Source organism: Salmonella sp. SAL03688 (assembly GCF_046551895.1).
GTDB lineage: Bacteria > Pseudomonadota > Gammaproteobacteria > Enterobacterales > Enterobacteriaceae > Salmonella > Salmonella enterica.
In genome coordinates this window covers 49154-66749 of the sequence record NZ_JBGDVI010000006.1, presented here as the reverse complement: position 1 = coordinate 66749, position 17596 = coordinate 49154, and the positions used below count along the sequence as shown (strand labels likewise).

The 17596-nt window shown below is 49.6% G+C and carries 21 protein-coding genes; 10 read left to right on the top strand and 11 right to left on the bottom strand.

Annotated features, from left to right (window positions below; translation table 11 throughout):
* Positions 1-163: 163 nt before the first annotated feature.
* The 7 genes from ACLJR2_RS08135 (at position 164) to ACLJR2_RS08105 (ending at position 8088) form a co-directional block, all read left to right on the top strand.
* Positions 164-811: a YchE family NAAT transporter gene (locus ACLJR2_RS08135; protein WP_000615840.1), complete on the top strand. Its 648-nt coding sequence runs from the start codon at positions 164-166 to the stop codon at positions 809-811.
* A gap of 776 nt (positions 812-1587) precedes the next feature.
* Positions 1588-3219: an oligopeptide ABC transporter substrate-binding protein OppA gene (oppA, locus tag ACLJR2_RS08130; RefSeq protein ID WP_001518218.1), complete on the top strand. Its 1632-nt coding sequence runs from the start codon at positions 1588-1590 to the stop codon at positions 3217-3219.
* A 121-nt stretch (positions 3220-3340) separates the two neighbouring features.
* Complete coding sequence (oppB, locus tag ACLJR2_RS08125; protein ID WP_000911097.1) at positions 3341-4261, top strand: oligopeptide ABC transporter permease OppB; 921 nt, start codon at positions 3341-3343, stop codon at positions 4259-4261.
* A 14-nt stretch (positions 4262-4275) separates the two neighbouring features.
* The gene (gene oppC / locus ACLJR2_RS08120) at positions 4276-5184 is read left to right on the top strand and encodes an oligopeptide ABC transporter permease OppC (protein ID WP_000979653.1); all 909 of its coding nucleotides are present in this window, start codon (positions 4276-4278) and stop codon (positions 5182-5184) included.
* A gap of 11 nt (positions 5185-5195) precedes the next feature.
* The gene (locus tag ACLJR2_RS08115) at positions 5196-6203 is read left to right on the top strand and encodes an ABC transporter ATP-binding protein (protein ID WP_000058857.1); all 1008 of its coding nucleotides are present in this window, start codon (positions 5196-5198) and stop codon (positions 6201-6203) included.
* Entirely contained in the window at positions 6200-7204 is a 1005-nt protein-coding gene (oppF, locus tag ACLJR2_RS08110) for a murein tripeptide/oligopeptide ABC transporter ATP-binding protein OppF (protein WP_000994698.1), read from the top strand. The genes ACLJR2_RS08115 and oppF overlap by 4 nt, the downstream gene beginning before the upstream one ends.
* Before the next feature lie 47 nt (positions 7205-7251).
* Positions 7252-8088: an ion transporter gene (locus tag ACLJR2_RS08105; RefSeq protein WP_000059074.1), complete on the top strand. Its 837-nt coding sequence runs from the start codon at positions 7252-7254 to the stop codon at positions 8086-8088.
* Positions 8089-8135: 47 nt separating this feature from the next.
* On the opposite strand, the gene ACLJR2_RS08100 is transcribed toward ACLJR2_RS08105, so the two are convergent.
* Complete coding sequence (locus ACLJR2_RS08100; RefSeq protein WP_000425070.1) at positions 8136-8465, bottom strand: HI1450 family dsDNA-mimic protein; 330 nt, start codon at positions 8463-8465, stop codon at positions 8136-8138.
* A 33-nt stretch (positions 8466-8498) separates the two neighbouring features.
* Entirely contained in the window at positions 8499-9959 is a 1461-nt protein-coding gene (gene cls / locus ACLJR2_RS08095) for a cardiolipin synthase (RefSeq protein ID WP_000206886.1), read from the bottom strand.
* Between the two features lie 142 nt (positions 9960-10101).
* Here cls and ACLJR2_RS08090 point away from each other — a divergent pair, with 142 nt between their 5' ends.
* Entirely contained in the window at positions 10102-10275 is a 174-nt protein-coding gene (locus tag ACLJR2_RS08090; protein ID WP_001531561.1) for a YciY family protein, read from the top strand.
* A gap of 43 nt (positions 10276-10318) precedes the next feature.
* On the opposite strand, the gene ACLJR2_RS08085 is transcribed toward ACLJR2_RS08090, so the two are convergent.
* Positions 10319-10615: a YciI family protein gene (locus ACLJR2_RS08085; protein WP_000967605.1), complete on the bottom strand. Its 297-nt coding sequence runs from the start codon at positions 10613-10615 to the stop codon at positions 10319-10321.
* A 223-nt stretch (positions 10616-10838) separates the two neighbouring features.
* On the opposite strand from ACLJR2_RS08085, the gene tonB reads away from it, so the two are divergent.
* Positions 10839-11567 carry a TonB system transport protein TonB gene (gene tonB / locus ACLJR2_RS08080; protein ID WP_001534062.1) on the top strand — a complete coding sequence of 243 codons (729 nt, stop codon included), beginning with the start codon at positions 10839-10841 and terminating at the stop codon, positions 11565-11567.
* A 59-nt stretch (positions 11568-11626) separates the two neighbouring features.
* Here the strand turns inward: tonB and yciA are convergent, their stop codons facing one another.
* From yciA to ACLJR2_RS08060, 4 genes are all read right to left on the bottom strand, one after another.
* Entirely contained in the window at positions 11627-12028 is a 402-nt protein-coding gene (gene yciA / locus ACLJR2_RS08075; protein WP_000210317.1) for an acyl-CoA thioester hydrolase YciA, read from the bottom strand.
* 160 nt (positions 12029-12188) lie between these two features.
* Positions 12189-12728, bottom strand: a complete 540-nt coding sequence (locus ACLJR2_RS08070; RefSeq protein WP_000808682.1) for a septation protein A — start codon at positions 12726-12728, stop codon at positions 12189-12191.
* A gap of 56 nt (positions 12729-12784) precedes the next feature.
* Positions 12785-13528 carry a YciC family protein gene (locus ACLJR2_RS08065; RefSeq protein ID WP_000028507.1) on the bottom strand — a complete coding sequence of 248 codons (744 nt, stop codon included), beginning with the start codon at positions 13526-13528 and terminating at the stop codon, positions 12785-12787.
* Between the two features lie 25 nt (positions 13529-13553).
* Complete coding sequence (locus ACLJR2_RS08060; RefSeq protein WP_000114955.1) at positions 13554-13958, bottom strand: YkgJ family cysteine cluster protein; 405 nt, start codon at positions 13956-13958, stop codon at positions 13554-13556.
* Positions 13959-14293: 335 nt separating this feature from the next.
* Here ACLJR2_RS08060 and ompW point away from each other — a divergent pair, with 335 nt between their 5' ends.
* Positions 14294-14932, top strand: coding sequence for an outer membrane protein OmpW (gene ompW / locus ACLJR2_RS08055; protein WP_000714798.1), 639 nt, complete (start codon positions 14294-14296; stop codon positions 14930-14932).
* Between the two features lie 81 nt (positions 14933-15013).
* Here ompW and ACLJR2_RS08050 read toward each other — a convergent pair whose 3' ends face one another.
* The 4 genes from ACLJR2_RS08050 to ACLJR2_RS08035 form a co-directional block, all read right to left on the bottom strand.
* Positions 15014-15892, bottom strand: coding sequence for a manganese catalase family protein (locus ACLJR2_RS08050; protein ID WP_000488354.1), 879 nt, complete (start codon positions 15890-15892; stop codon positions 15014-15016).
* A gap of 19 nt (positions 15893-15911) precedes the next feature.
* Positions 15912-16418, bottom strand: a complete 507-nt coding sequence (locus ACLJR2_RS08045) for a ferritin-like domain-containing protein (protein WP_001109977.1) — start codon at positions 16416-16418, stop codon at positions 15912-15914.
* A gap of 73 nt (positions 16419-16491) precedes the next feature.
* A complete protein-coding gene (locus tag ACLJR2_RS08040) occupies positions 16492-16995 on the bottom strand; it encodes a ferritin-like domain-containing protein (protein ID WP_001022822.1) in 504 nt (167 codons plus the stop codon).
* An 89-nt stretch (positions 16996-17084) separates the two neighbouring features.
* The gene (locus ACLJR2_RS08035) at positions 17085-17267 is read right to left on the bottom strand and encodes a general stress protein (RefSeq protein ID WP_000807657.1); all 183 of its coding nucleotides are present in this window, start codon (positions 17265-17267) and stop codon (positions 17085-17087) included.
* Positions 17268-17596 lie beyond the last annotated feature (329 nt).

The following is a 17596-nucleotide window of genomic DNA, read 5'->3' as shown; positions in this document are numbered from 1 at the left end:
AGAGTGAGTGGATTAGCATAACGAGTACATATAAATAACAGCGATGAATGGATGAAATTAGGTGTAGATAAGAGGTGAACTATGCGAATAAAAGGCGTATCTTCTGCGCGTTTTGATCATTAACGAAAATTGACTTCATCCGGCTAACGCTTCGGAGCTAACCGTGATTCAACCGCTTTTTGATTTTCCTGTTTACTTTAAGTTCTTTATCGGGCTCTTTGCGCTGGTTAACCCAGTGGGGATTATCCCCGTTTTCATCAGCATGACCAGCTACCAGACAGCCACGGCGCGTAATAAAACTAACCTCACCGCGAATCTGTCGGTCGCGATTATCTTGTGGAGTTCCTTATTCCTCGGCGATGGCATCCTGCAGCTGTTTGGTATTTCTATTGATTCGTTCAGAATTGCGGGCGGTATCCTGGTTGTCACCATTGCAATGTCGATGATCAGCGGGAAGCTGGGGGAAGATAAACAAAACAAGCAAGAAAAGTCAGAGACGGCCATACGCGAGAGCATTGGCGTTGTGCCGTTAGCGCTACCGTTAATGGCGGGGCCAGGGGCGATTAGCTCCACTATCGTCTGGGGGACGCGTTATCACAGCATCGCGCATTTGCTTGGTTTTTCAGTTGCCATTGCGCTTTTTGCGCTTTGCTGCTGGGGCGTGTTCCGTATGGCGCCGTGGCTGGTTCGTTTGCTGGGGCAAACCGGTATCAACGTTATTACCCGAATCATGGGGTTGTTGTTAATGGCGCTCGGCATCGAATTTATTGTCACAGGAATAAAAGGCATTTTCCCCGGCTTGCTCAACTAAACTCCCACCTGTTGATTTACAGGCGGCGCCCTAAGGGGGCCGCCTTGTGGCATTCCCAGTGACATTCCCACGTAACACTTCTTACTTTGATAAGCATTCAGCGTTTAAATGATAAAAAATACTAATATAATCTAACGCTATTTATTTTTATTAATCAAACTATTATCAACATTACTGAGTCCGTGAGAAGCGGTAGGTCTGTTATTTTATTCACACCATACTCTGGGGCTTGATGAAGGATTATTGAAATGTTATTAGTTGTTTCAGCTCTATCGTAGATGAATGTGCTAAATAATGAGCATTTGTTAAATTTGTGTGTATTTTCTGGCGCAGGTATATCCTACGCTGTGACAGCGAGGAGATTTTCTTTCAACTTATTGATTATAAATAATAAATAAAATATTTTTAACATTCTTTAACTGTTTTTCTGGGCAGGAAATTTTCCATAAAAGAGAATTGGTTAACAAAATTGTAAAATGAATTGGCGGTTCAGAAACGCATTTGATACTTTTCGGCCAAACATTTTGCAGAAGATTTCACATTGTTGATAACTATTTTCATTTAGATGATTGTCAGAAATAACGTGCGACGTGGGCAGGTACGTCGTATACCGAATCGACGAAAGGCGATCGAACGAATCGTCAGAATAAATAAAGTCGGTGATAGCAAAAGCAGTGACAGACCTGGCAGTACACCACCAGTGCTGTACAGGAGCCCTGACGGGATTAAACAGGCTGGTAAAAACCAGTAATTATAATGAGTGGAGTACAAACACAATGTCTAACATCACGAAAAAAAGTTTAATTGCAGTGGGAATACTCACTGCGCTCATCGCCGCCAGCGCCGCGACTGCGGCAGACGTGCCCGCCGGTGTTCAGTTAGCCGACAAGCAAACGTTGGTACGTAATAATGGATCAGAAGTGCAGTCTCTCGACCCGCATAAAATTGAAGGCGTGCCGGAATCGAACGTCAGCCGTGACCTCTTCGAAGGCTTATTAATTAGTGATGTCGAGGGGCATCCTTCACCGGGCGTCGCGGAAAAATGGGAAAATAAAGATTTTAAAGTCTGGACATTCCATCTACGTGAAAATGCGAAATGGTCAGATGGTACGCCCGTCACCGCCCATGATTTCGTTTATAGCTGGCAACGCCTGGCCGATCCTAATACGGCATCGCCGTACGCCAGCTATCTGCAATACGGTCATATCGCTAATATCGATGACATTATCGCCGGTAAAAAACCCGCCACCGATCTGGGGGTAAAAGCGCTTGATGATCACACCTTTGAAGTGACCTTAAGTGAGCCGGTGCCTTATTTCTACAAATTGTTGGTCCACCCTTCAGTGTCTCCTGTACCGAAATCAGCGGTCGAAAAATTTGGCGATAAATGGACGCAACCGGCCAATATTGTCACTAACGGCGCTTATAAGTTAAAAAACTGGGTGGTGAACGAACGTATCGTGCTGGAGCGTAACCCGCAATACTGGGATAACGACAAAACCGTCATCAATCAGGTAACTTATTTGCCTATCTCTTCGGAGGTGACGGATGTCAACCGCTACCGCAGCGGCGAGATCGATATGACTTATAACAATATGCCGATCGAATTATTCCAGAAACTGAAGAAAGAGATCCCGAATGAAGTTCGCGTAGACCCTTATTTGTGTACCTATTATTACGAAATTAATAATCAAAAAGCGCCATTTAACGATGTCCGCGTGCGTACCGCGCTGAAACTGGCGTTAGATCGCGACATTATTGTTAATAAGGTTAAAAATCAGGGCGATTTACCCGCTTATAGCTACACGCCGCCGTATACCGATGGCGCAAAACTGGTAGAGCCTGAGTGGTTCAAATGGTCCCAGCAAAAGCGTAATGAAGAAGCGAAGAAATTGTTGGCTGAAGCCGGCTTTACGGCGGATAAGCCCTTAACATTCGACCTGCTGTATAACACCTCCGATCTGCATAAAAAACTGGCCATTGCCGTGGCGTCTATCTGGAAGAAAAATCTGGGTGTCAATGTGAATCTGGAGAATCAGGAATGGAAAACCTTCCTGGATACCCGTCATCAGGGCACCTTTGATGTCGCCAGAGCCGGATGGTGCGCAGATTATAATGAACCGACCTCATTCCTGAATACTATGTTGTCCGACAGTTCAAATAACACCGCGCATTATAAGAGCCCGGCGTTTGATAAGCTGATTGCCGACACGCTGAAAGTGGCGGACGATACGCAGCGCAGCGAACTCTACGCTAAAGCGGAGCAGCAGTTAGATAAAGACTCGGCTATTGTGCCGGTGTATTACTACGTTAACGCGCGCCTGGTGAAACCCTGGGTGGGTGGGTATACCGGTAAAGACCCGCTGGATAATATTTATGTGAAAAACTTATATATTATCAAACATTAATGGCAAGACATGGGACAACTGCGGTTGTCCCATGGTGTCTTTTTTCATCGCACTATAACGTTCCCTGGCGGATCTTTTGTCACGTCCGGGAAGTAAAGGCACAGGCCAGAAGGTACGGGCAATGTTGAAATTTATTTTACGCCGCTGTCTGGAAGCGATTCCGACGCTGTTTATTCTTATTACCATCTCTTTCTTTATGATGCGCCTCGCGCCGGGGAGTCCTTTTACCGGCGAGCGCGCATTGCCGCCGGAAGTGCTGGCCAATATTGAAGCAAAATATCATCTGAACGATCCTATCATGACGCAGTACTTCAGCTACCTGAAGCAGCTGGCGCATGGCGATTTTGGACCATCGTTTAAATACAAAGATTACACGGTCAACGATCTGGTTGCCGCCAGCTTCCCCGTTTCGGCGAAACTTGGCGCCGCCGCTTTTTTGCTGGCGGTCATTATTGGTGTCAGCGCTGGCGTGATTGCCGCGCTAAAGCAAAATACGCGATGGGATTATACGGTGATGGGATTTGCCATGACCGGCGTCGTTATCCCCAGTTTTGTGGTAGCGCCGCTACTGGTGATGGTCTTTGCGATAACCTTGCAATGGCTGCCTGGCGGCGGCTGGAACGGCGGGGCGTTAAAATTTATGATCCTGCCGATGGTCGCGCTTTCACTGGCCTATATTGCCAGCATCGCTCGTATTACGCGCGGCTCAATGATTGAAGTTCTGCATTCGAACTTTATTCGTACCGCGCGGGCAAAAGGATTACCGATGCGTAGAATCATCTTCCGCCATGCGTTAAAACCTGCGCTGCTGCCGGTTTTATCCTATATGGGGCCAGCCTTTGTCGGCATTATTACCGGCTCAATGGTGATTGAAACTATTTATGGCTTACCGGGCATTGGGCAGCTTTTCGTTAATGGCGCGCTCAACCGTGATTACTCGCTGGTGTTAAGTTTGACCATTTTAGTCGGGGCGCTGACCATATTGTTTAACGCCATTGTCGATGTGCTCTATGCCGTTATCGACCCGAAAATTCGCTATTGATACTGGAGCTCGCGATGATGTTAAGTAAGAAAAACAGCGAGACGCTGGAAAATTTCAGTGAAAAGCTGGAGGTGGAAGGTCGCAGCCTTTGGCAAGATGCCCGTCGGCGCTTTATGCATAACCGTGCGGCGGTGGCCAGTCTTATTGTCCTGTTTCTGATAGCCCTGTTCGTGACAGTGGCGCCTATGCTGTCGCAATTTACCTATTTCGATACCGACTGGGGCATGATGTCCAGTGCGCCGGATATGGCGTCCGGCCACTATTTCGGCACTGACTCTTCCGGACGCGATCTGTTGGTGCGCGTTGCCATCGGCGGGCGTATCTCATTGATGGTCGGGATTGCCGCCGCGCTGGTGGCGGTCATTGTCGGAACGCTGTATGGCTCGCTGTCCGGCTATCTGGGCGGCAAAATTGATTCTGTGATGATGCGTTTGTTGGAGATCCTCAACTCGTTCCCGTTTATGTTCTTTGTGATTTTGCTGGTGACGTTTTTTGGGCAGAACATTCTGTTGATTTTCGTCGCCATCGGCATGGTCTCCTGGCTTGATATGGCGCGTATCGTGCGTGGTCAAACCCTAAGTCTTAAACGTAAAGAGTTCATCGAAGCCGCGCAGGTGGGTGGCGTGTCGACCGCCAGCATTGTGATCCGCCATATTGTGCCTAACGTCCTGGGCGTAGTGGTAGTGTATGCATCGTTGCTGGTGCCCAGCATGATTCTGTTTGAGTCTTTCCTCAGTTTCCTGGGGCTTGGGACGCAGGAACCGTTAAGCAGTTGGGGAGCGTTGTTGAGCGATGGCGCAAATTCAATGGAAGTCTCACCGTGGCTGCTGCTGTTTCCGGCTGGCTTTCTCGTGGTGACGTTATTCTGTTTTAACTTTATTGGCGATGGCCTGCGTGATGCCCTCGACCCGAAAGATCGTTAAGGAGTACAGCCATGAGCTTATCAGAAACCGCAACTCAGGCGCCGCAACCGGCGAATGTACTGCTGGAGGTAAACGATCTTCGTGTTACGTTCGCTACGCCTGATGGCGATGTGACGGCGGTCAACGATCTGAACTTTACGCTTCGCGCTGGAGAAACGTTAGGTATTGTTGGCGAGTCTGGATCGGGGAAATCGCAAACGGCGTTCGCATTAATGGGACTGCTGGCGACGAATGGTCGAATCGGCGGTTCCGCGACCTTTAACGGACGTGAAATTCTTAATCTACCTGAGCGCGAACTGAATACGCTGCGCGCAGAACAGATTTCGATGATTTTTCAGGACCCGATGACCTCGCTAAATCCTTATATGCGCGTTGGGGAGCAGTTAATGGAAGTCCTGATGCTGCATAAAGGAATGAGCAAAGCGGAAGCTTTTGAAGAGTCCGTCAGAATGCTGGATGCCGTAAAAATGCCGGAAGCGCGCAAACGGATGAAAATGTATCCGCACGAATTTTCCGGCGGAATGCGTCAACGTGTGATGATTGCGATGGCGCTGTTGTGCAGGCCGAAACTGCTTATTGCCGATGAGCCTACCACCGCGCTTGATGTTACCGTGCAGGCGCAGATTATGACCTTGCTTAATGAGCTAAAGCGCGAATTTAATACCGCCATTATCATGATTACCCACGATCTGGGCGTGGTCGCGGGTATTTGCGATAAGGTCCTGGTAATGTATGCCGGGCGTACCATGGAATACGGTAAGGCGCGCGATGTCTTTTATCAGCCCGTTCATCCGTATTCGATAGGCCTGCTTAATGCGGTGCCGCGTCTGGATAGCGAGGGGGCGGAAATGCTGACGATTCCGGGCAATCCTCCCAATTTATTGCGTTTGCCTAAAGGGTGTCCATTCCAGCCGCGTTGTCCTCATGCGATGGAGATCTGCAATAATGCGCCGCCACTTGAAGCGTTCAGTCCTGGTCGCTTGCGCGCCTGTTTTAAACCGGTGGAGGAACTGCTATGAATGCTGTGATTGAACAACGTAAAGTTCTCCTCGAAATCGCCGATCTGAAAGTACATTTTGATATCAAAGAAGGAAAGCAGTGGTTCTGGCAACCGCCGAAAACCCTGAAAGCGGTGGACGGCGTTACGCTACGCCTGTATGAAGGCGAAACGCTGGGCGTGGTGGGCGAATCCGGCTGCGGCAAGTCGACGTTTGCGCGCGCCATTATTGGTCTGGTGAAGGCGACAGACGGTAAAGTCGCCTGGCTGGGAAAAGATCTGTTGGGCATGAAAGCGGATGAGTGGCGCGAGGTGCGCAGCGATATCCAGATGATTTTCCAGGACCCGCTGGCGTCACTCAACCCGCGAATGACGATTGGCGAAATTATCGCTGAACCGCTGCGCACTTATCATCCTAAGCTTTCGCGCCAGGACGTGCGTGACCGCGTGAAAGCCATGATGCTGAAAGTGGGGCTGCTGCCGAATCTCATCAACCGTTATCCCCATGAATTTTCCGGGGGGCAGTGCCAGCGCATCGGTATCGCCCGGGCGTTGATCCTGGAACCTAAGCTTATTATTTGCGATGAGCCGGTGTCGGCGCTGGACGTTTCTATTCAGGCGCAGGTGGTGAATTTGCTCCAGCAGTTACAGCGAGAGATGGGGCTGTCGTTGATTTTTATTGCGCACGACCTGGCGGTCGTAAAGCACATATCCGATCGTGTCCTGGTGATGTATCTCGGTCATGCGGTAGAATTGGGCACCTATGATGAGGTGTACCATAATCCACTGCATCCTTATACCAAAGCGCTGATGTCGGCGGTACCGATTCCCGATCCCGATCTGGAGCGAAATAAGAAGATACAATTGCTGGAGGGCGAATTACCTTCGCCCATTAACCCGCCTTCCGGCTGCGTGTTCCGTACACGCTGTCCGCTAGCCGGGCCAGAATGCGCGCAAACGCGACCGGTGCTGGAAGGGAGTTTTCGCCATGCCGTTTCCTGCCTTAAAGTAGACCCGTTATAATCGCAAGGGCTGACAATTCGTCAGCCCTTCTTTTAGGTGAGGTTACCGTGTCACTTTCTTTGTCGTCGGTTCGCCGTCGTCTTTATCATAATCTGTTCGATTTGACTACGCGCTCAGGTCGCCGTTTTGAAGGGTTATGCGCGCTGTTTGCGCTGCTTAGCGTACTGGTCATTTTTGTTGAATCAGGCGTAGGAACGGAATATCACCTGACATTTGATGAATGGCATATTTTTGTCTGGCTGGAGCTCTGCGTTACCCTGATATTTACCGGTGAATACTTGCTCAGACTGTTTAGCTGGCCCGAACCGGCAAAATACGTTTTTAGTTTCTGGGGATTTATTGATCTGGTGACGATTTTGCCGCTGTACGTCATGTGGCTGTGGCCGGAAATTAGCCTGAACTATATGTTTGCCTGGCGTGCTATGCGAGCGATTCGCGTGCTGCGTATTCTTAAACTGCTACGCTTTATGCCATCCCTGCGCGTATTCTGGAGCGCCATTATTAGCGCGCGTCATCAGCTTATTCTGTTCTATTCATTTATTGCGATCGTGATGATTATTTTCGGTGCCCTGATGTATCTTATTGAAGGACCGAAATATGGCTTCACGACGCTTAATGCCTCGGTGTATTGGGCGATAGTGACAGTCACAACCGTGGGGTACGGTGATATTACGCCGCATACGCCGCTGGGACGTATTGTCGCGTCGGTGCTTATTTTGATTGGTTATTCGGTGATTGCGATTCCTACAGGACTGATTACCACGCACATGAGCAGCGCGTTTCAAAAACGTCACTGGCAGCGAAAATGTCCGCAGTGCCAGCAAAGCCAGCATGAACATAGCGCGCAATATTGTAACCGATGCGGCAGTAAGCTACCGGATTAAACAGGCTTGCCGGAGGGCGCAATCAGACGCCATCCGGCCTGAACCGCTTATTCGCGCCAGAGAATATGGCACAGCTTGTGGTCCTTTTCCCGGCACAGCAGAACGCGGGCGAAAATGTCGTTAATTTCGCCGTCTTCGGTATCCGCCAGGCCAATTACCACCTCGGCAAAAAAGTCTGGATTCAGGTCAAAATCGACGTGCTCTTGCCAGTCTTCAGCGGGATCAAACAACTCCGCGCCGCCGCGCTCCTCGAATTGCAAATTGAACAGAATGATATCAGCCGGATCAAGATTATCCGCCGCCAGCTCAAGAAAAATATCGTAAGCCTGCTCAAGCGTTTCGTCTTCAGTCAGGCGATTGTTCAGATCCATTTCCATAGTGACTACCTGTTTACTCATGTTGGTCACGTTTTACAGCAATGGACTAAAGAAGTAAAACAATCGCTCGGTAATACGCTGCCATAACGGACGTTTTACCCACAAACGCGCATCTAACAGGCGGGAGCGCGAAATATAATCGTCCTGTACCGCAGCCAGATCGGCGCCGAAACCCGTATCATCAATGACCAGCGTAATCTCGAAATTAAGCCACAGGCTACGCATGTCGAGATTCACGGTACCGACCAGGCTCAGTTCGCCATCGACCAGCACGCTTTTGGTATGTAACAGCCCGCCTTCGAACTGATAGATTTTCACGCCCGCCGCCAGTAACTCGCTGAAAAAGGCGCGACTGGCCCAGCCGACGAGCAGTGAATCATTTTTACGGGGCAGGATAATACTGACATCCACGCCGCGCTGCGCAGCGGTACAAATAGCGTGCAGCAGATCGTCGCTGGGGACGAAATATGGCGTGGTCATAATTAAATATTCGCGCGCAGCATAGGTGGCGGTTAATAGTGCCTGGTGAATGAGGTCTTCCGGAAAACCAGGACCGGAAGCAATGGTATGAATGGTATGCCCGCTGGCCTGCTCAAACGGCATAATATTCACATCAGGCGGGGGAGGCAGAATGCGTTTACCCGTCTCGATTTCCCAATCGCAGGAGTAAACAATCCCCATTGCTGTCGCCACGGGGCCCTCCATCCGCGCCATCAAATCGACCCATTGCCCAACGCCGGCATCCTGTTTGAAAAAACGCGGGTCCACCATATTCATACTGCCGGTATAGGCGATGTAATTGTCAATCATCACCATTTTACGGTGCTGGCGAAGATCCATACGGCGTAAAAAGACGCGCATCAGATTCACCTTCAGCGCCTCTACGACTTCAATGCCAGCGTTACGCATCATGGCCGCCCAGGGGCTGCGGAAGAAAGCGACGCTACCCGCGGAGTCCAGCATAAGCCGGCAGTGGATGCCGCGGCGGGCGGCGGCCATTAGCGATTCAGCGACCTGATCCGCCATGCCGCCTGGCTGCCAGATGTAAAACACCATTTCGATATTATGCCGCGCCAGTTGGATATCGCGAATAAGCGCCTGCATGACATCATCGGAGTCGGTAAGCAATTGCAACTGGTTGCCTTTGACGCCCGCAATCCCCTGACGTCGTTCGCACAGCTTAAACAAGGACGATGCGACGCTACTGTTTTCTTGCGCGAAAATGTGTTTGCAGGCTTTGAGGTCATTCAACCATTTGGCGGTAGACGGCCACATGGCGCGGGCACGCTCGGCGCGACGTTTGCCTAAATGCAATTCGCCCACGGACAAATAGGCGATGATCCCGACCAGCGGAAGGATATAGATGATTAACAACCAGGCCATTGCGGAGGGAACTGCGCGCCGTTTCATTAGAATACGTAATGTGACGCCGGCAATGAGAACCCAGTATCCCAAAATGACCAGCCAACTCACCACGGTGTAGAAGGTTGTCATAACTTTAAAAATCCTTTAGAAAGCGTGTTGTTAAGAGTTTACGCGTCAGGATTCACATGGCAAATAAAAACACGGGAAAAGCGCTGGTCTGCATCCGGCGAGGGGGTATAATGGCGCTTCTGTTACAGTGAGAGTCGTAAACATGAAGCGTAGTAGAACGGAAGTGGGGCGCTGGCGAATGCTACGTCAGGCGAGCCGCCGTAAAGCGCGTTGGCTTGAAGGGCAATCACGCCGTAATATGCGTATCCATACCATCAGGAAATGCATCTTTAATCGTCAGCGTAATTCATTACTCTTTGCGATTCACGGTGTGTGAGCCAGAAAGGGCACCGTATGCGGTGCCCAACAGGCCATCCTTTTCAAAAGATCTTCTTATACGGTTTGACCGAAACCTGCGCATAGACGCCCGCTGCGACGTAGGGGTCCGCATCAGCCCAGGATTGCGCCGCTTCTAAAGATTCAAATTCAGCAATCACCGTTGACCCGGTAAATCCGGCTACCCCAGGATCGTTACTGTCCACTGCGGGCATCGGCCCGGCAGTTAATAATCGCCCTTCATCATGCAGAAGTTGCAGGCGCGCCAGATGCGCGGGCCGTACCGAGAGGCGTTTTTCAAGCGAGTTGGCATTATCCTGAGCGTAAATAACATACAGCACGGGTAGAGCTCCTTAATCGGTAAAAGTTGCTGATTACGTTATTGGAAAGGGCATTTAACTGCAATGTAAAGATACCGACTTTGTTAAACATGCACATTTTGTGTGGTGTTTTTGTGCAATATCATCTTTTAAATGCCGCTATCGGCAATGCCTTATTGAATATGATTGCTATTTGCATTTAAAATTCAGCTCTGGTTTTTCAACTGAAACGATTATGACTTCAATGACCCTTGATTTACCTCGTCGCTTTCCCTGGCCGACACTCCTTTCCGTAGGCATTCATGGTGCTGTAGTGGCAGGTTTGCTCTATACCTCGGTACATCAGGTTATTGAATTGCCTGCGCCAGCGCAGCCTATCACGGTGACAATGGTTTCACCCGCTGACCTGGAGCCGCCCCAGGCGGTTCAGCCGCCGCCGGAGCCGGTGGTTGAACCCGAACCGGAGCCAGAGCCGATCCCTGAACCGCCTAAAGAAGCGCCCGTGGTGATTGAGAAACCCAAACCTAAGCCAAAACCCAAGCCAAAACCGAAACCGGAACCGGTGAAAAAGGTTGAAGAGCAGCCGAAGCGCGAAGTCAAACCAGCCGCGCCGCGTCCTGCCTCACCGTTTGAAAATAGCGCCCCGGCGCGGCCAACAAGCAGCACCGCGTCGGCGACCAGCAAGCCGGCGGTGAGCGTGCCCACTGGACCTCGCGCTCTGAGCCGTAACCAGCCGCAGTATCCGGCGCGAGCACAGGCGTTACGTATTGAAGGCCGCGTAAAGGTGAAGTTTGACGTGACCGCTGCTGGGCGAGTGGAAAATGTACAGATTCTGTCCGCGCAGCCAGCCAATATGTTTGAGCGTGAAGTTAAGAATGCGATGCGCAAATGGCGCTATGAAGCAGGCAAGCCGGGTTCCGGGCTGGTGGTCAATATTATCTTCCGTCTGAACGGTACGGCGCAGATTGAGTAATCTCTGGCGCCGCCAGCCAGGAATATACCATCACCTGCTGGCGGCGTAAGCGGGTATACTTAACCCTGAACCGGGAGCGGGCGAGGTTTACCGTCCGGATCGACGGCAACATAAATAAACAGCGCCTCGGTGGCCTTGTAGCGCTGTCCAATCGGTTCTGACGCGACTTTTTTAACCCAGACTTCAATATTGATGCTAATAGACGTCGTACCGCGTTTAACGCAGCGCGCGTAGCAACATACGACATCGCCAACCGCGACGGGGCGCAGAAATGTCATTCCTTCCACGCGTACGGTTACAACCCGACCGTGCGCGATCTCTTTGGCCAGTATCGCGCCGCCAATATCCATTTGCGACATCAGCCAGCCGCCAAAAATATCGCCGTTCGCATTGGTATCGGCAGGCATGGCCAATGTACGTAAAACCAGCTCGCCCTGAGGAGTATTATCCATTGTTGTCATTGTAAAACCGACTATCAGAAAAAATTACAGCCGCGATGCTACTATGAATTTTGTGTGGAGAATAGTGGGAATAAAGGTACTGACGGGAAAGCGCAGGGCGTAAAGGCGGAGAAAATATCGCCAGGCGTTCGCAGTCTGGCGATGATAAGTCACGGGAGGGTTATGATTTATCTTCCTGTGGCAGATGCCGGTAGATATAGACGCCGCTCAGCAGGGTAAAAATGAGCGTCAGCGCCGTGAGTCCAAAGACCTTAAAGTTGACCCAGATATTTTGCGGCAACCAGAAGGCGATATAAATGTTAGCCAGACCGCACGCAATAAAAAACAGCGCCCACGCCAGGTTCAGCTTTGACCAGACCTGCTGCGGCAACGCCAGTTCTTTACCTAACATACGTTGGATTAACGGTTTTTTCATCACCCACTGGCTTATTAACAGCGCGCCGGCGAACAGCGCATAAATAACCGTCACCTTCCATTTAATAAATTCATCGTTATGGAAGAAGAGCGTCAGACCGCCGAAGACGGCAACCAGAACAAAGGTAATCAGCGCCATCTTCTCTATTTTCCGATAGCGCACCCAGCTATAAATCAGCACGATTGCCGTCGCGACAATCAGTGCGGAGGTCGCCGCATAGATGTCATAAAGTTTATAAAACGCAAAAAAGACAACCAGCGGTAAAAAATCCAGAAACTGCTTCATTCTTCGATTCCATCATCAACGAGCGTCGAATGCGCCGCGTAACGGCGCATTGCGGATTATTGGCGAATCAACATATACAGGCGGAATAAGTAGATAAGCAATACTGCGGAAATCAGATTGCTCAACGTATTCGCCAGTACAGCGCCTACATTTGGGGTCAGTACAGCGAAGCTGGGCGCGAACAGCAATAGCAATGTTTTAGCCAGTAACCAGCCTATCACCGCGGGCGCGACCAGTCTCATGTTAGCCCAGGCTAAACGCATACTGCTGCGCATTGCGGCAAACACGCCCATTTTCTCTTCAACCAACATCACTGGCGCAAGCGCCAGCACAATGGCCATAATAATCCCCGGAACGACAATCAGCATTATACCGATTTGCACTAACAGGGTAGTCAGAAAAATGAGAATAAACAGTTTAGGCAATGCAGGGGCGCTGGCGCCGATAGCGCGCAGCGCGCTAACCCGATGTCCCGCTGAAACTAACTGAATCATCAGGATGATACCGCCGGCCAGAATAGCGTTGCCGATAAGCCCGGAAAACGTCGAGGCGGCAGAGGCGCGCAACAGGATCTGCTGCTGCTCCGGCGTCATATTTTGTACCAGCTCAAACAGGCCAGCGCTGCCTGCCAGATGTTCTCCTTCACTGAGTTGCGCGATTTGCGCATCGCTGGGTGAAAAGGCATGACCTAAGACCACCGTGATAAATGCGCACAGCAACGAAACCAGCAAGATAGTAATAAATTGATTTCGGAAAAAATTTCCGGCGTCACGGTAAACGGACTTCGCCGTGATAGACATGCACTCTCCTTGAGTTTTGCAGGTGTTAATTTGCGGGCAATTGTACCCTGGATAACTCTACAGTGGCAGCATCAGCAGTTGTATGGAAAAGCATATCTTTGTAAAGCGGCGGTAATCCGTATCGCGCGCGGGCGCGATTGCACGCCTCATTCACTTCGCCTCCTTCGCCCGATATCGAAAATTCGCGACAGGTTGAAGGGCGGTTTTCATAAATAGCGCAACTGACGTTTTCACCCGGCGTGCCAATTAGCGCTTTACAGTGCGGCTGTTTTTGGTTTGTACCGGCCATACAACGTAAAAAAGGGGTAACAGGCTCGGTTAATGATGCCGGAACGCGTCCGCTGGCATCGTCGCCTTCAGCCCAATAAAAGGAGACACGAAAATAGGCACAACAGGCACCGCATGTCATGCATGGGTTAAGAACGCTCATGATTCACCTGCAAAAACTCACGTATCAATAGATTACAACGGAAATTAATCTGTCCCGCAGTGTTCGCGAATCTTAACGCCACGCGCCATTGCGGGACATTGATTACCTTAGCCAGCCTTTATCGCCAGGGCAACAGAGCAGACAAATATTTGCATAGCGTGAATATGTCAAAATTGATCTGAATTCCTATAACCAGGATTTTCAATACAAGTTCTAAATTAATCTGGATCAATAAATGTTAAATTATAAGAACAAATGTGATCTGTGTTAGATCACTTATTACTTCATTGTGGGTATATTCATCACGCTTTTATAACCATAACGATGGAGCGGGTATGAAAAAATTTACAGTGGCGGCACTGGCGTTAACAACTCTTCTCTCAGGCAGCGCGTTCGCGCACGAAGCCGGAGAATTCTTTATGCGTGCAGGTCCGGCAACCGTCAGACCTACAGAAGGGGCGGGTGGTACGCTGGGGCATTTAAACGGGTTTGATGTGAGTAATAACACGCAACTCGGCCTGACATTCACTTACATGGCGACGGACAATATCGGGGTTGAATTGCTGGCGGCCACGCCGTTCCGCCATAAGGTGGGTACGGGCGCGACGGGTGATATCGCCACGGTCCACCTGTTACCGCCAACGTTAATGGCGCAGTGGTACTTCGGCGATTCCAGCAGCAAAGTGCGTCCTTATGTCGGCGTGGGGGTGAACTACACCACCTTCTTCGATAACGACTTTAACGATAATGGTAAAAAGACCGGGCTGTCCGATCTGAGCTTTAAGGATTCCTGGGGCGCGGCAGGGCAAGTTGGGGTAGATTACCTGATTAACCGCGACTGGTTAATTGGCGCCTCTGTCTGGTACATGGATATTGATACTACCGCCAATTATAAAATGGGCGGCGTGCAGCAGCATGACAGCGTGCGTCTGGACCCATGGGTATTTATGTTCTCGGCAGGCTATCGTTTCTAATCGCATGATGTTGTGACGAAAAAAGACCCCGCCAGGCGGGGTCAAAAAAGGACATGACACACGGATTTTACTTGTCGGAACTCACTTGTCTTCTTTCGGTTCGCCGCAGCCTAGTTCTGCGCCAGTGAGAGGATCAACGGTGGGGTCCGATTTCGTTCTTTCTGCCATCGCTTTGAGCAGCGCCATCTGCTCGCGCGGCAATTTCACTGTCGCCAGGCCATCGCCGCCATCAACAGCAGGCATCGGTTCTGCGACATAGTTGAAGTTCTCATCGCTATTCCAGCTACCTCGCGGATCGTCGCCTTGCGACATGTTGTAGTACACGTCGGTATACTGTTCTACCGGCGGTAATTTACCCGGCGGGAAGTTGTTACGAATCGAATACAGCGCCTTTTCAAAAGAGAGCTGGTGCGCGACTTCACGGGTCATTAAGAAACTGAGCGTGTCTTTTACGCCAGGATCGTCGGTCAGGTTAATCAGGCGTTCATAAATAATCTTCGCTCGCGCCTCTGCCGCGATGTTTGAGCGTAGATCGGCTGTGACTTCGCCGATAGTATCAATATAAGCCGCGGTCCACGGTACGCCGCCGGAGTTCGTCAACGCCGGGCCGCCGCCATACAGCAGAGAGGTGATATGGCTGTCATTACCATTCTGCGTCAGCGAGCGATAAAGTTCCGCTTCGCTTTCGGTACCTTCCGCCAGCTCGCCTTTAGCGCCTTTATTAAGCATTCCTACCAGTGAGCCGATAATTTCCAGATGACTCAGCTCCTCGGTGGCGATGTCCATTAACATCTCTCTACGACCGGCATCATCATCGCTTAAACCTTGCGTGAAGTAGCGGCAGGCGGCCGCCAGTTCGCCCTGCGGGCCGCCAAACTGTTCCAGCAGCAGGTTCGCTAATCCAGGATTAGGTTCGCTCACTCGCACAGTATATTGAAGTTGTTTTACGTGTCGAAACATATTGCCTCCTGCTTATTATTTATTTTTTGGCTTCAACGCCATCTGCTTCAGATCGCAGTAAAAATTGTTCCGTTGTCTGCGGAATATGTTTGATAAGCCAGTCAGCCATTTGCATTTCTTCTTTCAGAATGGCTTCAATCGTTGGAATTGAGGCAGTGTCGCCAGCTTTTTTTGCCGCCGCCAGCAGGGAGGTATAACAAGCAATTTCGAACTGCTCGAAAACATAACCGCTAATTGAACCTTTGACAATTTCATCGGAAGGGAACATGCCACCGATAGATTGCCCCATTGCTGCCATTTTACTCATGGAGTCTTTCAACACCGAACGGGAAATGCCATTACGGTCCAACACTTCTTCGAGCATGGTAATTTGATGTTTGGTTTCACTAATATGTTGTTCAATTCTGGCTTTTATATCAGGATAATTTTCAATACGGCTGGCCATAGATTCAAGCATCGATTCTGCCTGTTTTTCCATGGCATGGGCGTCACGAAGCCAGTCATGATAATGTTCAGTATAATTCATTTTACATTCCTCAATGCGTGATAATCTGCCCCGATAATAAAATCGGAATCATGCAAGCTGATAATTAAAAATATTATTTCGATTTGCGTTCAGCACTTTTATTAACATTGCTGACTGCTAAATCGGTAAGTTTTAAATCAGTTTGTTTTTCCTCGTCGAGGGTTTCTTTGAGCAGTTTTAATGCCTTGCTATAGCCGAGCTGCTCGGCCAGGGTGGCTAGCGTGCCGTAGCTGGCGATTTCGTAATGCTCGACTTTTTGCGCCGCGGCGATAAGCGCTGCATCGCGTACTTCGTTTTTCTCCGTACTTTCGATGACTTCATTGGCTTCTTCGATCAGCCCTTCCATAGCGACGCATTTCATTCTTTTCAGTTTAATGCCAGATTCAGATTCGACGATCTGATCAATACGTTCAATCTGACCCTGGGTTTCTTCAAGATGAGATTGAAAGGCCTGGCTTAATTTTTCATTGGACGTGGCTCTGGCAAGTTTAGGAAGAGCCTTGGTTAATTGTTTTTCTGCACTATAGGTATCTGAAAGTAGATGGATAAAAAGGTCTTCAACGGTTTTGATATTCATAAATCTAATTCTCCCGGGCAAAATACTGCGAGCCAGAAGACTCGCAGATTGCTTGATAAAAGCATGTGTTATATTTACATTACAGTAAATCAGGAATTATCGGATTTACGTCCGCCGTGACTATTCTGACCACCTTTTTTACCGGCTTCAGAAGCTCGTTGCGGATCGTTTTTGAAATTCCCGCCGCTATGCTGACCGCCTTTGCGGCCCGCTTCAGATGCTTTTTCACGATTCTCGGCGAAATTTCCTGAACCACCACGATGTTCGGCCATATTATTTCTCCTGTCTCGTTGCTTGCTGAAAAAATCGGTTTTAACCGTGTCGACACCCTATTAAAATTAGTTGGTTAAACCGATTAGTCAAATTGACGGAAATAGTTGTGATTTACCGCGTAAATAACGCACAAAAAATGGTTTAGAGATAATATATTCTATATTTTCTTTTAGAATAAGCGATTTAACAGAAAATGCTTTGCATTGTTATTAATAACAAGAGTCACTATCTGCGGCCCTGGAAACGTTAATGCATTGTTTGTTGACATTTCTTTACATAAAGGCGGGGGAAATTGACGTGAAAACGCTAAATTTTTCGGCGTGATTAG